The sequence below is a fragment of the Paenibacillus wuxiensis genome (genome assembly GCF_040195695.1).
Taxonomy (GTDB): Bacteria; Bacillota; Bacilli; order Paenibacillales; family Paenibacillaceae; genus Paenibacillus_B; species Paenibacillus_B suaedae.
On the sequence record NZ_JBEFZI010000018.1, the window covers coordinates 23,392 to 40,503 of the forward strand.

General features: G+C 49.2%; 13 protein-coding genes. 7 read left to right on the top strand and 6 right to left on the bottom strand.

The window, feature by feature from the left end:
- Positions 1–67 precede the first annotated feature (67 nt).
- The gene (locus ABN764_RS27980; protein WP_446673755.1) at positions 68–3,778 is read right to left on the bottom strand and encodes a DNA polymerase III subunit alpha; all 3,711 of its coding nucleotides are present in this window, start codon (positions 3,776–3,778) and stop codon (positions 68–70) included.
- Between the two features lie 123 nt (positions 3,779–3,901).
- On the opposite strand from ABN764_RS27980, the gene ABN764_RS27985 reads away from it, so the two are divergent.
- The 3 genes from ABN764_RS27985 (at position 3,902) to ABN764_RS27995 (ending at position 5,259) form a co-directional block, all read left to right on the top strand.
- The gene (locus ABN764_RS27985) at positions 3,902–4,228 is read left to right on the top strand and encodes a YtrH family sporulation protein (RefSeq protein WP_028532392.1); all 327 of its coding nucleotides are present in this window, start codon (positions 3,902–3,904) and stop codon (positions 4,226–4,228) included.
- A 105-nt stretch (positions 4,229–4,333) separates the two neighbouring features.
- Positions 4,334–4,828 (top strand): sporulation membrane protein YtrI, encoded by a 495-nt coding sequence (locus ABN764_RS27990; protein ID WP_021259007.1) that lies wholly within the window; start codon positions 4,334–4,336, stop codon positions 4,826–4,828.
- A 125-nt stretch (positions 4,829–4,953) separates the two neighbouring features.
- Positions 4,954–5,259, top strand: a complete 306-nt coding sequence (locus tag ABN764_RS27995) for a YtpI family protein (RefSeq protein ID WP_021252171.1) — start codon at positions 4,954–4,956, stop codon at positions 5,257–5,259.
- Positions 5,260–5,461: 202 nt separating this feature from the next.
- Here the strand turns inward: ABN764_RS27995 and ABN764_RS28000 are convergent, their stop codons facing one another.
- The 5 genes from ABN764_RS28000 to ABN764_RS28020 all read right to left on the bottom strand — a co-directional run bounded on the left by ABN764_RS28000 (position 5,462) and on the right by ABN764_RS28020 (position 11,916).
- Positions 5,462–6,796: a DRTGG domain-containing protein gene (locus tag ABN764_RS28000; RefSeq protein ID WP_072731480.1), complete on the bottom strand. Its 1,335-nt coding sequence runs from the start codon at positions 6,794–6,796 to the stop codon at positions 5,462–5,464.
- Between the two features lie 140 nt (positions 6,797–6,936).
- On the bottom strand, positions 6,937–9,612 hold the full coding sequence (locus tag ABN764_RS28005) for a YhgE/Pip family protein (RefSeq protein WP_446673756.1): 2,676 nt from the start codon (positions 9,610–9,612) through the stop codon (positions 6,937–6,939).
- 301 nt (positions 9,613–9,913) lie between these two features.
- Positions 9,914–10,210, bottom strand: coding sequence for a hypothetical protein (locus ABN764_RS28010; RefSeq protein ID WP_446673757.1), 297 nt, complete (start codon positions 10,208–10,210; stop codon positions 9,914–9,916).
- Positions 10,211–10,323: 113 nt separating this feature from the next.
- A complete protein-coding gene (locus tag ABN764_RS28015; RefSeq protein WP_072731485.1) occupies positions 10,324–10,659 on the bottom strand; it encodes a YlbF/YmcA family competence regulator in 336 nt (111 codons plus the stop codon).
- 78 nt (positions 10,660–10,737) lie between these two features.
- The gene (locus ABN764_RS28020; RefSeq protein WP_072731486.1) at positions 10,738–11,916 is read right to left on the bottom strand and encodes a DUF445 domain-containing protein; all 1,179 of its coding nucleotides are present in this window, start codon (positions 11,914–11,916) and stop codon (positions 10,738–10,740) included.
- 152 nt (positions 11,917–12,068) lie between these two features.
- On the opposite strand from ABN764_RS28020, the gene ABN764_RS28025 reads away from it, so the two are divergent.
- Genes ABN764_RS28025 through ABN764_RS28040 form a run of 4 tightly spaced genes read left to right on the top strand, consistent with a single transcriptional unit; the run spans position 12,069 to position 17,092 of the window.
- Positions 12,069–13,436: a YheC/YheD family endospore coat-associated protein gene (locus tag ABN764_RS28025; protein WP_072731487.1), complete on the top strand. Its 1,368-nt coding sequence runs from the start codon at positions 12,069–12,071 to the stop codon at positions 13,434–13,436.
- A gap of 13 nt (positions 13,437–13,449) precedes the next feature.
- Positions 13,450–14,616, top strand: a complete 1,167-nt coding sequence (locus ABN764_RS28030; protein ID WP_446673758.1) for a YheC/YheD family endospore coat-associated protein — start codon at positions 13,450–13,452, stop codon at positions 14,614–14,616.
- Positions 14,613–15,989: a YheC/YheD family endospore coat-associated protein gene (locus ABN764_RS28035; RefSeq protein ID WP_072731490.1), complete on the top strand. Its 1,377-nt coding sequence runs from the start codon at positions 14,613–14,615 to the stop codon at positions 15,987–15,989. Before ABN764_RS28030 ends, ABN764_RS28035 begins: the two co-directional genes overlap by 4 nt.
- Positions 15,986–17,092, top strand: coding sequence for a YheC/YheD family endospore coat-associated protein (locus tag ABN764_RS28040; protein ID WP_315743476.1), 1,107 nt, complete (start codon positions 15,986–15,988; stop codon positions 17,090–17,092). The genes ABN764_RS28035 and ABN764_RS28040 overlap by 4 nt, the downstream gene beginning before the upstream one ends.
- Positions 17,093–17,112: the final 20 nt, after the last annotated feature.

Here is a 17,112-nt window from a genome sequence, read left to right on the forward strand (position 1 = left end):
GACCACTCTATGCGGGATGATAAGGAATTGTGCTACTTGCGGGAGGAGATTCGATCCCTGACATTTGTTATTTGACGCGTACGGTTCCAGCACCGAACATTGATTCGATCCGCTTGAACAGATCCGGCGACGGCTTCAGCGAATATGCCTCGCTAAGCGCCCGCAATTGCTGTTCGCGCTCATAGAACAATACAGTCGGCAGCGGCCCTGGCTGCGACTTCAAGAGTTCCTTCAGCTGTTGCAGCAGGTCAGGCCGCTCATGATCGGCTGTAATCTTAATATATACTCGCTGTCGCTGTGGTTGGCGCCCACTCGCTCTGGAAGCAGGAGCTTCGGTTCCCCCACCCTGTGCTGTGTTCCGCAGACGAGCTGCGGATGAACTCCTATCCGTCCTATCCGCAGACATGCTGCCCGCATCTCGGTTCATGTCGACAGCTGCTTCAGCACCAGGTTGTAGGTTGACCGCCGCCTCTCGTTGATTCGGGCTTCGTCCTGACGGTTGTTCGCCGACCATGCGCGACTGAGAAGCTTGTCCACCACGCGTCTCAGAGGAGCGTCTGCGATGGGCAGCACGCTTCGCCAACGCAGCAATCGCATGGGGCTCAAGCGGTACAACCTCGTCAGCAAGCAGCTTATAGCCTTCGTCCTGACGCTGCACCTTCGCCCGCAGCGCAATCAATGCTCCCTTCCCAATCAACGGTTCTGATCGGCGCCACACTTCGGGGAACAGCACCACTTCAGCCCGCTCGATTCGATCCTCAATTTCAATGAATGCCATCGGCTTGCCCTTCTTCGTCATTATCGTTCGAAGCGACACAACCATCCCAGCAACGGTACAATCACTTTCGTCCGGCACCTCATGCAAATCAACAAGCCGATCCGTCTCGGATGATTCCAGCAGCTGTGCATGGTCATCCAGCGGATGGCCGGACAGGTACAATCCGAGCAGCTCACGCTCTAACTCCAGCTGCTCTGCCATGGCGAACGGCGGTATATTCGGATAATCAATCGTCCAATTGTTCACTTCCACGAAGCCGAACAATTGAATTTGAAGATCCTCTCTTTCCTTGCGCCATTTCGCAGCCGCATCTAAGGCCTCATCCAGCATGGCCAATAGCTGTGCCCGATGACCTGGAAGTGAATCGAATGCCCCCGCTTGAATAAGCGATTCAATGACTCTGCGATTGCACACCCGAAGATCAACTCGCTGACAGAAATCGAGCAAATCTGCAAATGGCTTCTCTTGTCGCTGTTTCAATATACTCTCAATCGCAAGCGTACCCACATTCTTAATGGCGCCAAGGCCGAAGCGAATCGCGCCATCAACAGGCGTAAAGCGAACATAGCTTTCATTAACATCCGGTGGAGATACCGTTATGCCTATTCTTCGACAATCTTCAATGTACTCCGCGATCTTCCGGTGGCTTCCCATATTCGCTGTCAGCATAGACGCCATAAACTCTGTCGGATAATGAGCCTTCAAATAGGCGGTTTGGAAGGCAAGCACGCCGTATGCAGCTGCGTGCGCCCGTGGGAATCCATAATCAGCGAAGCGAACGATCATATCGTACACCCGATTTGCTTCCACTTCCGTATACCCTTGATTCAGACTGCCTTCTACGAAATGGCGCCGCTCTTGATCAAGCACTTCCCGCTTCTTCTTCGAGACCGCGCGCCGCAGCAGATCCGCTTCCCCGAGAGAGAAGCCTGCCATTCTGGAGGCGATATGCATAATCTGCTCTTGATAGACAATAATGCCGTACGTATCCTGTAAGATCGGCTTCAGATCAGGATGAGGATATTCGACAGCTTTCAACCCATGCTTGCTATGAATATAGTTCGGGATGAACTCCATTGGACCCGGACGATACAGCGCAAGCACAGATACGATATCTTCAAATACAGACGGCTTCAGTTCCCGCAGAACTCGCCGTACGCCAGCTGATTCAAGCTGGAACAACCCTGTCGTATCCCCTCGGCACAACAGTTCATAGGTCGCCTCATCCGCATCATCAATCATGCCAAGATCAAGCGGTTCGTCGCCACGAAGATTCACCCATTCTAAGGTTCGTTCAATAATCGACAATGTTCGCAAGCCGAGGAAATCCATCTTCAGCAAGCCGATCGATTCTAAATTTTCCATTGAGTATTGGGTGAGAGCAATATTCTCGGTTCCTGCCTGCAGGGGAACATAATGCGTTAGCGGCTCTTCACTGATGACAACACCTGCCGCATGGGTTGATGCATGGCGCGGCATGCCTTCTACCTTAGACGCCATATCAATAAGCTCGCGTATGCGCGAATCACGTTTTCTCCAACTGCTTAGCTCGCTGCTTGCCCGCAATGCCTTCTCAAGCGTGACTCCGAGTTGATTCGGAATCAGCTTCGCTACCCGATCCGTATCGTTATAAGGCACATTCAATGCCCTGCCGACATCCCGCACCGCTGCCCGCGCAGCCATTGTACCGAACGTAATAATCTGTGCCACGCGGTCATGGCCGTACTTATTCGAAACATAAGCAATGACCTCATCACGCCGCTCATCATTGAAGTCAATATCAATATCAGGCATCGTTACCCGTTCCGGATTCAAAAATCGCTCGAACAATAAATGATACTTGAGCGGATCCACATTCGTAATCCGCAAGCAATATGCCACAAGGCTACCCGCTGACGAGCCCCGTCCGGGACCTGTCATAATGCCTTGTTCATGTGAGAAGCGAATGAAATCCCACACGATGAGGAAGTAATCAGAGAATCCCATATTCTCAATCGTATTCAGCTCATAGACAAGCCTCTCTCTCGCCTCTCGCTGAAAGGCTTCATCCTGCCATTCTGGCAGTGCTTGATAGCGGCTCGCCAGTCCCTCTTCGCACAATTGTCTCACATACTGCCCTGCATTCATGCCTTCAGGGAGCGGATGATAGGCGGGAAGGACATGCCCTCCGAAGTCCAGCGCCACATTGCACTGCTCCGCAATACGAGCCGTATTCGCAACCGCTTCCGGGACATGTCGGAACAATGCCGTCATTTCTTCCTGCGACTTAAAGTACATCTGGTCGGTATGCATGCGCATCCGCCCCTCATCCTCAACCGACTTCCCCGTACCTATGCAAATAAGGACATCCTGCATCGCTGCATCTTCCTGCTGCAAATAGTGAACATCATTCGTTGCAACGAGCGGAACGCCCGTCTGCTCACTTAAAGCTATAAGGCCAATGTTAACCTTCTTCTGTTCCGGAAGGCCATGATCCTGCAGCTCAATATAAAATCCATCACGGAAAATATCCTTATATCGTTCAACCGCGCTGCGCGCTGCCTCTTCATTGCCGTGAAGCACATGCTGCGACACCTCGCCGCCAAGGCAGGCGCTTAGCGCGATTATCCCATCTGCGTATTTGCGGAGCGTATCCATATCGACACGAGGCTTATAATGAAATCCCTCCAAGTGCCCTACGGAGCAAATCTTCATCAAATTGCGATATCCCTGCTCATTCTTCGCCAGCAATATGAAATGATAAATAGGCTGTTCCTTGCGCGATACCTTCTCCTGGAGCGCTCCTGTCGTTACATACGCTTCCACGCCAATAATGGGTTTAATGCCATGCGACATACATGCTTTATAGAAAGGAATGATTCCGTACATCACCCCATGATCCGTGAGGGCTAGCGCCTTCATTCCGCATGCGGCTGCTCGTGCAGCAAGCGCTTCAATACGCGCTGCTCCGTCGAGCAAGCTGTATTCACTATGCACGTGCAAATGCACGAACTGATCCATACCATTCACTCCTTCAACCTGCCATGTTATACGAACATATTTTCGTCTCTTATTGTATCATAATTCCGCCAGCAAGTCCTATACATGTACAAAGGGCAATTCTATGTGAAAAGGGGCGTTACGATGGGTTCATTTCTCTCGAAAGCACTTCTCGATTTCTTCATCGCCTTCGGCATCGTGCTCGGAGGTGCCATACTGGCGGGCATAGGGTCCGTCATCGCTCTTCAACCCCCTTCTGATACGATGCGCCATATTGCGGAGCATCTTAAAATATGGGCAGTCGTAGCTGCCGTAGGTGGAACGATCGACCCGATCAGAGTCATCGAGAGCAACTTCTGGATGGGCAACTTGAATCCAGTATTTAAGCAGCTTATCTTCATTTTCGTATCATTCTTGGGAGCTCACCTCAGCACAGAGCTCATTCACTGGATTTGCCGGGATCGCGTATAACGCAATACGCTACCAATTTCATTCTCATTCCCATCAACCACTTCTTACGCCGGAGTCGCGCATAACATCGCGTAATGGAGTCAAGGGAAGGAAGGAGCTTGCACGATGCGCCAGCGTAAAACCCCATTATGGCTCAGCAATCTCGCACTCATCATTGTCGGCAGCGTCATCGGTGCGGGAATCTACCATGCGGTCTATTTGCGTCAATTTAATGAGGTCATGATGATCAATATTGATCTGCGCGACCGCCTTGCCCATTACAAGGCTGAAACGGAAGACTTGCTTCGCTACAAAAATCGGAAAACCATTATTAAAAGCATCGACCTGCACATCTACAAACAGCAGAACGACACTAGCATCCCGCAAGCAGATGAAATGGAACTGCGACGGCGCTTGCTCAAGGACTTAGCCGTATTGAAGGGACGCAACGTGTTCAAAATTGATGAGTACAGCAAGCTTGTGGAAGGGCTATTGTCCCGTAAAATATATCCCGACGTGAATGACAAGGACTACACGGTTCAGCTCCGAACAATGCTCGTCACCGAAGGAGTGCTTCATGTGTGGATTGATGTACATACTTATGTGCCAACATCCCCTTAAGGGAATCATCGCTCGCTTAGGCAGCTCACTAAATTTTGTAGGACGGCCCCCTGGAATATGGTAATATAAAGGAGTTTAGATTGTATTCGTTTCCATATTGTCAAAGAAGGAGAGTTGCTTAATCGATGGAAACTATCCAATGGGTGCTCATTATCCTGATTTGTGTGACTTCAGGAATGTCTGTGTATTACAGCTTTCGCTCAAGACGTGAGCAGGCCACTGCGCTTCGTGGCTTGTATGCGGCTAGAATGAATATGTGTATGGGAATTATGCTGCTGCTCATCGCAACGATCCAAATTTTCATGTTCACAGCATCGACAGTTAGAGTCATTGTAGGAGCTGTACTGCTCGTAATCGGATTATTCAATTTGTTCGCTGGGCTGCGCAATCACAGCCATTATCAAGCCATCTATTCCGCAGGCAAAAAATAATCGCCTCATCAACAAAATGGGATTGCCTCTCATATGCCGCGTTACAGCAGCAGAGGCAATCCCATTTATTTACTCGTCGTGAAGTATCCATATCCATATATCTAAGTCCCAGTTGCTCTTTGCGTATTCATTTGGATTAGACAACTAGACATACATTCTCTCTCCGAAACATTAAGTCCCTACTGCGGTGCATAGCTGTGCGCTAGTCGTGATCGATCGACTGTGCGGTCATCATTGCTTTGGCGACGAGATGCTCTCCGTGGCGGATGGACAATTCCAGCTTGCAAAACTTGCGGCTCATCTCGATAAATTCCGGATGCAGCGTAACGATATCCTCGATTTGAAGCGGGCGGACGTAATAAGTTGTCATATTCTCCATAACGTGATCATAGCTGCGAACATCCTTCACCGCCCGCAAAGCGGCCTGCGTCATAATGGTGGATAAGATGCCCTCCGATACAGAACCGAATCCATTCACCATCTGTGGTGTGATGACACCACGGAAAAAGAGCTGCCCCTTATCGTCCCGCTCTTCTTCGAACCCATTCCATATCAGGTCATCGAACGTCTCCCCGAGATGCGGCTCCTTACGGGCATCACGCATCGCCTGCAGCACCTGCCGCCTGGTCACTACAGCAATGAGCTTGCGGTTGCGATCGACGATCGGGAGCAGTTCAACGCCCTCCCACACCATCGTATGCGCTGCCGAAGCGAGCGTCGTCTGCAGCGTAGCTGTGATCGGACTCCGCGTATAGAGCTTTTCAATGCTCGTGTCTGGTTCAGCCCCCAGCACATCCTTGTATGTAATCATACCAATAACCCGGTACCACTCGTCTACGACGGGGAATCGAGTATGACTTGTCTCATCACGCAGTCGTTGGAAGTCGCCAACTGTGCTGGATGGACGCAGCACAATCATTTTGTCTTTCGCTGTAACGATGTCTTCAACGATCATAATCTTCTTCTTAATTAACCGGTCGAACAGCGCGCGGTTGATCATAGAGCCGACCGTAAATGTATCGTACTTCGAAGAGATAATTGGCAAGTCCAGCGCATCGGCCAGCAGCTTCACCTCTCGGCTTGTTCCGAATCCACCCGTTATAAGTACACCTGCTCCATGCTGAAGCGCAAGACGATGAGCATCCTCGCGGTTCCCGACAATGAGCAAGCTCCCTGCATCAATATAACGAGCCATGGCATCCAGCTTCATCGCGCCGATGACGTATTTGTTCAGTGTCTTCATCAGACCGCGGCTTCCGCCAAGAACATGACCGCCTAAAATATCAACAACTTCACCGAATGTCAGCTGTTCGGACATATTGCGCGGCTTCTTCTCTACCCGAACCGTGCCAATACGTTCCTTCGTGACGACGATCCCGATGCTCTCTGCTTCCTTCACGGCACGATAGGCGGTTCCCTCACTAACGCCCATTTCCTTCGCCAGCTTACGAACCGATATTTTCGTCCCCGGCTTCAAACTTTCAATATGCTGCAGCAATTGTTCGTGCTTCGTTAGCGTCGCATCATGGCCATCCATCTGTTACACCCCTATATCCCGAACTGTTGTATTCTGTGCTTAGTTTACCATATATTTATAGGTAACTGCAAAATAAACAAGCTGGCATCTGACGATTCAGATACCAGCTTGTTAGCTAAGCATACGAGGGAATTCCAGCCTTATCCCGCAATCACTGCGGATGATTCTGCTCTCTCCTTTTTCACTAGCTTGCGATAGAACATCTGGAACGACAAGCTGCTTGCTGCCAGTGCGAGTCCAATGTACACCCACAGAAATCCGAGGTTCATCCATACATAGCCCATATCACCTAGTGAGATAACGCCGCGGAAAGCCCGTATTGTGTACGTCATCGGAAGCCATGGATGAAGCATCTGGAAAAATGGCGGTGTCAGCTCAATTGGGAACGTTCCTGCCGTTGAAGACAACTGCAGCACGAGCAAAATAATAATGATAAACCGGCCTACATTGCCAAACGTCGTAATGAAAAATTGGATCAAGGCAAAGAAGGTTAAGCTCGTTGTCAAGCATACAAGGAAGAACATCGGTATATTGGTTACAGGCAGGTTAATGACCGTAAGTACAACTGTACCGCAGATGATCACTTGCAGAATGCTCTCGACTGTCATAAAGCCAAATTTACTTACCATCCAAGCCATACCAGATGGAGGTCTCCCGCTTGTTTGTTTCAACGGATAGACCATGGAGAACATAAGTGCACCCACGAAGAATCCAAGCGACAAGAAATACGGGGCCATACCAACGCCATACGTTGTGACATCATGATTATCAAGCTGGTCACTGCCGACCGGAGATGAGATCATCTCATACGTTTTGTCGGTCGGGTGCTGCATCGCCTTCTCTGCACCTTCTCTCAGCTTGTCGCGCAGCTCTGCACCTCCATCTTGCAGTCGCTTCTGACCATCTAATAGCATCGCAAATCCGTCGTTAATCGATGCCTTGGCCTTCTCTACCTGATTCAGCATATTACTCATCTTCTGGAACATAACCTTCTGCACATGACTGGCTGCTTCATTCAGCTTCATATCCGCCAAATTATGCAGCATATCACGCGCCATAGGCTCCATCGCATTTACTTTGTCGTCTGCAGCCTTATGCAGCTTCTTCGTAATCTCTGGCGCCAATCGGTTCAACTCATCATTTACTTTATGATGAATGCCGTTAACGACTTTCGGCTCGTATTCCTTCCATTTCTCATCAACAAGCGTATGCAGCGTATCGACTAGCTGCTTCGACTTCTGCTGATACATATTTTCTGCAAGCTCATGCGCCTTGTCTCGCAGTTGAGGAGCCAATTCATTCGCCTTCGCAATCACCATGCGGTTCGCCATGGAGCGTATCTGTGGGAAGACTTCATCGAACTTCTGATCCGCTGCCTCGTGCAGCTTCTTCACAAGCGAACTTCCCACCTTGCTCAGCTCTCTATCCGCAAGCTCCGTTAGATCCTGCTTCACCTTATTCTTGAGCGCCAACAGATTATCGCCGTTCAAGCGATCCTCGACCTTCGCACGAGCATCCCCCAGTTTCTTCTTCAACTCATCCCACTGCGGTTTCATAGCAGGCGGAATCTGTTCTTCAAAGGGCTTAAGCTTCTCCTCAAGTATTTTCAAATCCTCGTGGATCTTGTTCATCTCATCCTTGCCACGCTGAATTGCACCGTCAAAGATCGCATCCACCTTCTCATCAATGTAGCGATGAATGGACGAACGAATCGTGCTGTCGAGCTTGCTGTACTCATTATCGATGATGGTATGCATCTTGGCACGAGCTGCAGGCTCCATCTTCGTTATCGAATCATCAAGCTCCTTGCTGATCTTCGCCAATACATTGTTCAAGTTCGCTTCATAAGCATGATCAATTTCTTTATGCATATTCTCCCGAATTTGCTCACCATACTTGTTAGCTTGCAGATCAATTTGTTCATGTACTTTTTCCTTAGCCGGCATAGATTTGGTGCGAACAAGCTCGTCAATTTTGATATGCAGCGAATCGTGCACGATATCATAATACTTATCAGATTGCGTATCAATTTCACGATGAATCTTATCCATCATCTTCGGTTTATTGCTGCGGATCGCTTCATCGATTTCCTTATGAATCATCTGATCAAGCTTCTCTTTGTTCTCCTCCAAGGCACGTTCCACCATCGTTCCAGCCTGAGAGGTCTTCGAATCGACCGCCGCATTCAATTCATCGCGGAACCTCTCAATCCCCTCACCTAGCTGGCCTAAGCCTTGCTCAATTTGGCTCGCACCTTCACTAGCAGCATTCAATCCATCCGCTACTTTGTCAATCGCATTGAACATTTGCTCAACATATGTTTCCGTTACCTTTCGCGACAATTCTGCCTTGATGTTCTGCACTACTTTATCTGAGATCTGTCCCGAAATAAAGTTATAACTGCTGTTCTCTGTGTATATCAGGTTCATCGGCTGCGGGTGCGGATCAAGGATCGTCGTTGCATTATGCGACATTTGTTCAGGGATGCGGATCATCAAGTAGAACTTGTTCTCGCTTAATCCCCGTTCCGCTTCCTGCCTGCTTACAAAATGAAACTCTACCTTCTCATTATCGCGCAGCTTCTCGATCAGCTCTCTGCCGATGGCAATCTCTTTCCCTTCGTACATCACCGGTCGATCCTCGTTGACGACAGCGACAGGCATATGCTTGACATTGCTATAAGGATCCCAATTCGCAACCAGATATACGCCGCAATACAGCAGCGGGATAATGAGCAGGCCCAAAACGGGTACAAGCACATCTTTGGTACGGATATTCGCCACGAATTCCGACCAGAAAAAACGAATACTATTCACGCTGTCACCTCCTTATTGACCGAATGACCATTTTGTTAATACGGTTCTCGTTTGACAGATGTGAGTATTATATCTTAGCCTTTTTCAAATTTCAATTTTTAATTTTTTTCCCAATGAAACCCATTTTACAAGACAAATATTCCAAATGCCAACTCAAAAAAAGTAATGCTGTTTCCAACACTTCAGCGATGCTTCTCCTGCCCCACAATGTCACAATTATGACCGCAATCAGCGGTTCAGAACCAAAAAAATAGAGCCTCTCCTAATGGAGAGACTCTATTCGTCAGCTATTGTGCTTACTTCAACCTGGCTGCCGCTTCATACGCTCTTCCAGGCGTCTATATTTCTCACGCTTAATCTTCTGCAGACGCTGTTCCGTCTCCTCATCCACCCGCAGCAAGCGGTGCAAATGAGCAGCCACAATCAACAACGCAAACGCAATCCATACAACGCCGAACGTCGAAGCTGCTGTCCAGCCATCCTTGAAGCTCAATGTAGGCAATACATAAATCAGCATCGCTACAACCAGTATGATGGATATGACATGCTTCCAGTTATTCCGTGGTTTCACAATAGCCGTATGATGTTCCGTTTTCATCCCGTTACGCTCCTTACTTGAGACGAGCCGTGATATCTGAAGCATCATCTCTATTCTTGTCCTATACTAGAGCGTATGCCGGTTATATGAATCCCATGACTTCTTTCTTGTCCTTATTGATACAGGTGGCCTAGCGATTCAGAGACGATCTTATTCACATCTTGAATGACAACGGCAAGGCGGCGTTCAGCATCGAACAGCTTCGCAATATCCGCATTCATGCTGATCACTTGGAACAATTTCTCCATCTTTTCCATCTCTTCTTGATCTGGCATTTCACCTGTCATCATCTTTTGCTGCATATCCATCTGACGTGCACGGAAATCATCCAGCATCTGCTTGCCTTCAGGGTTCGCATCCACTGCTATCATTGCTTCTTCTACAGCTTTGGCCTCTTCAGAGGACTGCAATGCACGTGCCAAGTCGTGCGCTTTGTCGTATACGCTCATCATTCATTACCTCCCGCAAAAAATACAATCTTCAGCATATCATAGTTCCATATTACTGTCCTCATCCAAATATGACGTTTATCCGACAGCTAACAGAACAAAAGCCTGCACCAATCCAATAATACCTCCAAGCAAAGCCCCCAGCCATGTAATTGCTCGGAACTCCTTGCCCGACACACTTAAAATGATCGTCTCCAGACGTTCAATCGGGAATTGCTCCACCTGAGTGCGTACCACTTCCTGCAAGCGGGCTGCGCGAACAATAGCGTCCAGATTGCGATCCAATAGCGCAAATGCTGCCTCCACAGCTCGTGGAATATAGCCGCTCCACACTGCTTCATACTTGCCAACCAGATGCGCCGGCTGAATCTCGCCAAGTCGATCGATCCGCTTCGGCCACTGAATCATCGCAGCGGCTTGGCTCGCAATATAATCAAGGGAATTCGTCTCTTCGGGTATATCCGTCCACGAGCGAACAATCTGAGCAGGTGTCTCTTGTAGCCATTCACCAAGTTTCGATAAAATGAAACCTGCAACGGTCGCGCGAACTTTAGGCGAGCGAAGCTGTTCGACGAGCACAGGCATCATCTTGGTTACGAGCTTATCCTCATCCACAAATATCGCTGCCATAGCGCCAAAGAAACCTGAGGCACGATCAATGACATCCTTCGCCAGCTTCGTCATGAGCAGTTGTCCCTGCAACGAGGTCAATTCCTTCTCGAACGATGACAGCATCACAGCTGCGGCTTTGTCTGCCCATTTCGCAGATGACTGCTCCCACCCTTCAGGAAGCCATTCAATCAGAGGGCGCTCATCCCAGCCTTTCCCCTCGAGCCACTTCTTAACCCCATTTGCCGTCCATTCCTGCAATCGATGCGCAGATTGATCCCGAATCTCATCCCATTCCTTATCCGGAAACAACTTGACCGCCCACTCTTTGACCGTTCTGTCATCTTCCGACCAATTCTGAGTCATGCGCAGAACCGTTTCTGTCGCCTTCTCACGAGTATCGGGCCTATTCAGCATCGTACGGAGCCCATCACTTGTAACTAAATATTCGGCTACAACGTCACCGAAAGAAGCGGCAATATCCTCTCTGCGCTTCGGAATAAGTCCTGGTGTAAATGGTATGCGCCAGCGGCCAATATACATGGCTTTGCGCGGATGAAAAAGCATTTTGATCGCAAAATGGTTGGTAACCCCACCTACGATAGCAGCAACGACAACACTAAAACTGATAAACAGCCATACCGGCATGTCTATTCCCCCTTTTTATTTCCTTCAATAGGTCAATCACCAAGGGAAATATGTCCTCATATGATGAATTAACGTATACGGTCTATCTGTATCGACCCATGCAGATGGGATCGTATGAATGACTGCAAGTTGTTGTTGGAAGGAGAACCTCCATGTCTAAATCAAAAGTGACGCTCCAGTTGATCAGCTCCAGCCTCTTGCAAGACGATGTGCTCATGTTGGGAGAGGCTTATGTCAAGCTGTGGAAGGTTCCTGTCAACCAGCCGCTGACTCTGAAGTTCGGTTCCTTCAAGCAGCGCGTGACAGTAATATCCGTCTCCCGCTTCGACGGGCTACGAATGAATCACTCACTTGCACGAAAGATGGGGCTGACGAACGGCCAGTCACTGCGTGCGGCCTACAAGACATCGAGCCAAATCTTGAGCCTTGGACCGCTTATTGGTGTATTAGTAAGCCGTGATTATCCGAGCATGCCGGATAAGCCATTCGGTTCTATTACCTCTTTCTGCAAGGAATTGGTCGATGCATGCCAGCTCCAAGGAGCATGGGTATGCTTCTTCACACCCGATCATATCCAAGACCTCCACAACGTCAAAGCGTGGGTCAATACCAATGGTAGCTGGCAACGAGTTACGATGCCGATACCGGATATTATCAACAACCGATTGACGTCACGCAAGCTGGAGAACAAACCTAGCGTACAGCATTTTATGAAAGAAGTAAAATCGCGATATCAGTCCGTTGTCTTCAATGAAAAATTCTTGGATAAAACAGAAGTGTTCGAAGCACTCAGACCTCATGCAGAGCTATCCAAGTATTTGCCGGAGTCTTACTCGCTCCGTACCTTCTCCACCTTAAAAAGCATGTGCAGCCGTTATACCACTGTGTTCTTAAAGCCCGCACGCGGCAGCCTTGGCAAAGGCATTATTCGCATCACCCGGCTCCCGGATCACAGTTATCAAGCCTTATATTCCACCTTAAACGGAACAAAACGACAGCAGTTTAGCAGTCTTACTAAGGTCTTCTCCAGCTTATCTGGCAAGTTGAAAACGAACCACTACCAAATTCAGCAGGGACTGACGCTAATCGATCATAGTAGGCGTCCGGTGGATTTCCGAGCACTCGTCCAGAAGAACGCTTCCGGCAAATGGACGATCACTTCGATCGTCGCCCGCATTGCGAGCAATCAGCACTTTGTATCCAACCTGGCACGCGGCGGCTCACTCAGTACCGTGAAGGAAGCCATATTCCGTACGAACCTGCCTCCTTCGGTGAAGAATGATGTAAGTGCACGGCTGAGGCGAGCTGCACTTGACATCGCTCAAGGTGTAGACACTTATATTCCCGCTCATTTCGGTGAGCTCGGCATCGATCTTGCTGTAGATAACTCGGGGAAGGTCTGGCTCCTCGAGGTCAATTCCAAACCATCCAAAAACGACAACACGCCTTTAGGCGATCGAAAAATACGGCCCTCTGTGCGCAAAATCGTGGATTACTCTCGATTTCTAACCGGGATCTAAGGAGGTGGCAGCAATGAACATGTCAGAACCTTCTGCGCTGACGCTTGGCGTTCTGCAATGTGAAGGCACAGGAACGCTGCCATTTGCGGAAGCGGACTACTGCCGCAAACTTTGTATTGCCGGTCGTAAGCACGGTATCCGTGTTATCGTGTTCTCCCCGTTATGGATACATTGGGTTGACTGCACCGTTCATGCATTTGTATATGGGAAGTCAGGATGGGAACGGCGTACATTCCCCCTTCCCCGGCTCGCTTATGACAGATGCTCCTACAGCAATCCGCAGCAATACCGTAAAACACAAGCTGCCATCACCCGTATGAAGCAGTTGGCGAACGTCACGCTTCTCGGCATCGGCTTACGAGGAAAATGGGATATCTATCGTTCAATGCGCAAGGATTCATCCCTGTCTCCTATACTGCCTCCCACTCGGTTGTTCGTAGGCATCTCCAGTCTCGCAGCTCTGTTGAATCGTTATCATGGCGGCCTATTTCTGAAGCCACATGGCGGCACTCATGGAAAGTCTACACTGCATGTTCGCTACCGCGACAACGATAAGGAGAAGACTGATTCGATATCAACTGCTCTTCCCGGCACTTTGGAGCTTCGTGGAAGGGACGACGATAATCATCCCATACAACACAGCTTCTCCCGGCCTCAGGAAGGATTCGCTTGGATCGAACAATTTGTCGGCAAGCGCAGATTTGTCATACAACCCTATTTATCATTGGTTACCCAAGAAGGAGAGCCGTTCGATGTCCGTGTTCTTATGCAAAAAAACGGAAACGGCCGTTGGGTTCTAACCGGTATGGCAGCAAGGGTCGGCCAGCCTGACAGCGTCACATCTAATCTGCACGGAGGCGGTCGCGCCGTCTCGGTCATACCATTCTTGGAAAGCCAATTCGAACCGAATCATGTTCATCGGCTTATAGAACAACTGAGTACGTACAGCGAATACATTCCACCGCTTCTGGAAGCCCAATATGGGCGAATAAGCGAGATCGGCCTCGACTATGGAATTGACCTCAAGGCTCGCCCTTGGCTGCTCGAGGTCAATTCCAAACCTGGCAGATCCGTATTCAGACACACCGGAGAATACGAAGCTGCCCTGCAATCAGTGGAAAATCCCATCTTGTACGCACGCCATGTGTTGGTTCGGTACCTTAGGAGGGTCAGTTCATGAGTTTGACGGTATGCAACGTCCATTTGACGCCAAATTCCGAAAAAATTTTATATGTATCCAACTCCTTATTAAAACAGCTCAAACTTGCCGGCAAAAGATCGGTACGGCTCAGGCTCGGAAAGACGATCATTCCAGCTTCAGTCAGACCGATCCAGAAGCCCGGCAAGCATCTCTATGTAACGGCAGGATTACGCTCAGCCGTACGCGTCCCTAAATCTGGATCTGTATATCTGCTGAATGAAGCTGAAGGCGACATTCATATCGGCCCTCTCATTGGCATAATGTCTGACGGAACGTCCCGCTCATCTTCAACTCCCTTCGGCAGCCGTACAGGATTTATTAGACAGATCCTTCGCACAGGCAATAAGAAAGCATATGTGTTCGCATTCGCTCCCCGCGACATTAATTGGAATAACGATACGGTGCTTGGCTATTTTCTTGGTCCTTCGGGGGGCTGGATAAGGCGAACCGTACCGCTGCCTGATGTCGTATACAACCGCTTGCCTAGCAGACGTGCCGAAACATCCGGCTCTTACAATACGCTTCGTGAACGGTTCACACGCAAAAAAATCCCGTTCTTCAACTGGAGCTTCTTCAATAAATCGGATGTATATGCCCTGCTCAAGAATGAATTAGAAGCCAATCAGCATGTTCCTGAATCCATCATGAATCCATCATCAGACACAATCCGAACCATGCTGGAACGACATCAGTTTGCGTATTATAAGCCTTCTGGAGGCAGTCTTGGCATCGGTATCTATCGGCTGACCTACTTGCCGAAGAAGGGGTTCTTCGCCCGGTATACTTCAAATGGCAAGAACGTACTCCTTCGCTTCCGCTCCTTCTCCAGTCTGATGCGCATGCTCGAAGCGAGACACGGACGCAGCCTACGCAATTATGTCATTCAACAGGGCGTTCGTCTTATCGAGATCGACGGATGTCCGATTGATTTCCGTTTCCATATGCATAAGAACGGAGATAACAAGTGGGCGGTGGTGGGCATAGGCGCCAAGAAGGCCGGCAAAGGCAGTGTAACCACTCACGTCAAAAATGGCGGTAGACTCATGACTCCTTCCCAGGCACTTCAACGTGCATTCGGAGAACGCTCAGACGAAGTGCTCGACAAGGCGAGGAAGATCGCAATCCAGTTGGCGGAAGCAATTGAGCGCAATCATCCGCATTTGATCGGAGAGCTTGGCTTCGATATTGGGATTGACCGTGATGAGCAGGTCTGGATGTTCGAGGCAAATGCGAAGCCGGGACGCTCGATATTCAAGCACCCTTCCCTTAAGAATGAAGGGCAAGCTTCCATTGAACATATCTTGGATCACTGCCTGTACCTAAGCAAATTCCGCAGGGGGGAGATCACGTGAGTGGGAACGAACAAGCAGCACAAACACCTGTCATTGCAATTCTAACGATGGATGATGACAGAGAGTACTTCCGCGGCAACCGAGATAATTTTGCTGATATTATCAAAAAGGGGAGAGAAATGGGGTTTACTGTTTTTCTCCTAACAGTTCGGGATTTGAAGCTTCACGCGAAGCGTGTCATCGGTTATTCCTATGAGAATAATGTGTGGAAGCAGGAGTGGTTCCCGCTTCCGCACGTTATCTATAATCGCATCCCCCTTCGTGAGGATGAAAGTCTTCCAGCGGTTCGCAGCAAGATTAAAGAGGTGCTCGCACATCCTTCGATCAAGTTGTTCAACCCATACTTTTTCAATAAATGGCACTTATTCGAATGGCTGAAAAAATCAAAAATTACGAAAAAGTATATCCCTTCAACCAGACGGCTGAAAACCTCGGCCGCATTAGGTAAAATGCTGCATAAACATCCTTACTTGTTCTTGAAGCCGGAATCCGGCAAAGCAGGCGCAGGGATTATGACTCTTCGCGTGAATCATACCAAGGCACTCAAGTACCGTCTGAAGATCCAGGAAAAAAAGAAGAGCGTATCGTATAAATGCGCTACGATCTCGAAGCTATGGAGCCGTATCCGTAAGGAAGCCGGCGCCCACGACTATATTGTGCAACAAGGCATCCCACTTGCAGCCAGCAATCGTCGCCCCTTCGATCTTCGTGTCCTGATTCAGAAGAACGGCCGGGGACAATGGGAGGTTACAGGCGTGGGCGCACGTGTCGCAGGTACAATGAGCATTACGACACATGTGCCTCGCGGCGGTAGTATAGACGACCCGGAGAAGCTCTTAATCTCTGTGTTCGGTAATGAGCAATCTAAGCGCATCATGATTCGTGCCAGACATGCTTCGCTGATTATCGCAAGACAGATCGAGCGTGCATCCGGGCATCTACATGGAGAGATGTCTATGGATTTAGGTGTCGATGCTGGCGGAAGCATTTGGTTCTTCGAAGCAAATGCCAAACCGATGAAGTTCGATGAGCCTCATATCCGCCAACGTTCGCTCGAGCGTATATTTCAATACTGCCAATATCTTGCCAAATTAGGCGGATAAGGGACGGGAAGAAGGTGATA

Coding starts and splice junctions, on each gene's coding strand:
- ABN764_RS27980 (WP_446673755.1), bottom strand. CDS start 3,778: ATGGATCAGTTCGTGCATTTGCACGTGCATAGTGAATACAGCTTGCTC.
- ABN764_RS27985 (WP_028532392.1), top strand. CDS start 3,902: ATGGGTTCATTTCTCTCGAAAGCACTTCTCGATTTCTTCATCGCCTTC.
- ABN764_RS27990 (WP_021259007.1), top strand. CDS start 4,334: ATGCGCCAGCGTAAAACCCCATTATGGCTCAGCAATCTCGCACTCATC.
- ABN764_RS27995 (WP_021252171.1), top strand. CDS start 4,954: ATGGAAACTATCCAATGGGTGCTCATTATCCTGATTTGTGTGACTTCA.
- ABN764_RS28000 (WP_072731480.1), bottom strand. CDS start 6,796: ATGGATGGCCATGATGCGACGCTAACGAAGCACGAACAATTGCTGCAG.
- ABN764_RS28010 (WP_446673757.1), bottom strand. CDS start 10,210: ATGAAAACGGAACATCATACGGCTATTGTGAAACCACGGAATAACTGG.
- ABN764_RS28015 (WP_072731485.1), bottom strand. CDS start 10,659: ATGAGCGTATACGACAAAGCGCACGACTTGGCACGTGCATTGCAGTCC.
- ABN764_RS28020 (WP_072731486.1), bottom strand. CDS start 11,916: ATGCCGGTATGGCTGTTTATCAGTTTTAGTGTTGTCGTTGCTGCTATC.
- ABN764_RS28025 (WP_072731487.1), top strand. CDS start 12,069: ATGTCTAAATCAAAAGTGACGCTCCAGTTGATCAGCTCCAGCCTCTTG.
- ABN764_RS28030 (WP_446673758.1), top strand. CDS start 13,450: ATGAACATGTCAGAACCTTCTGCGCTGACGCTTGGCGTTCTGCAATGT.
- ABN764_RS28035 (WP_072731490.1), top strand. CDS start 14,613: ATGAGTTTGACGGTATGCAACGTCCATTTGACGCCAAATTCCGAAAAA.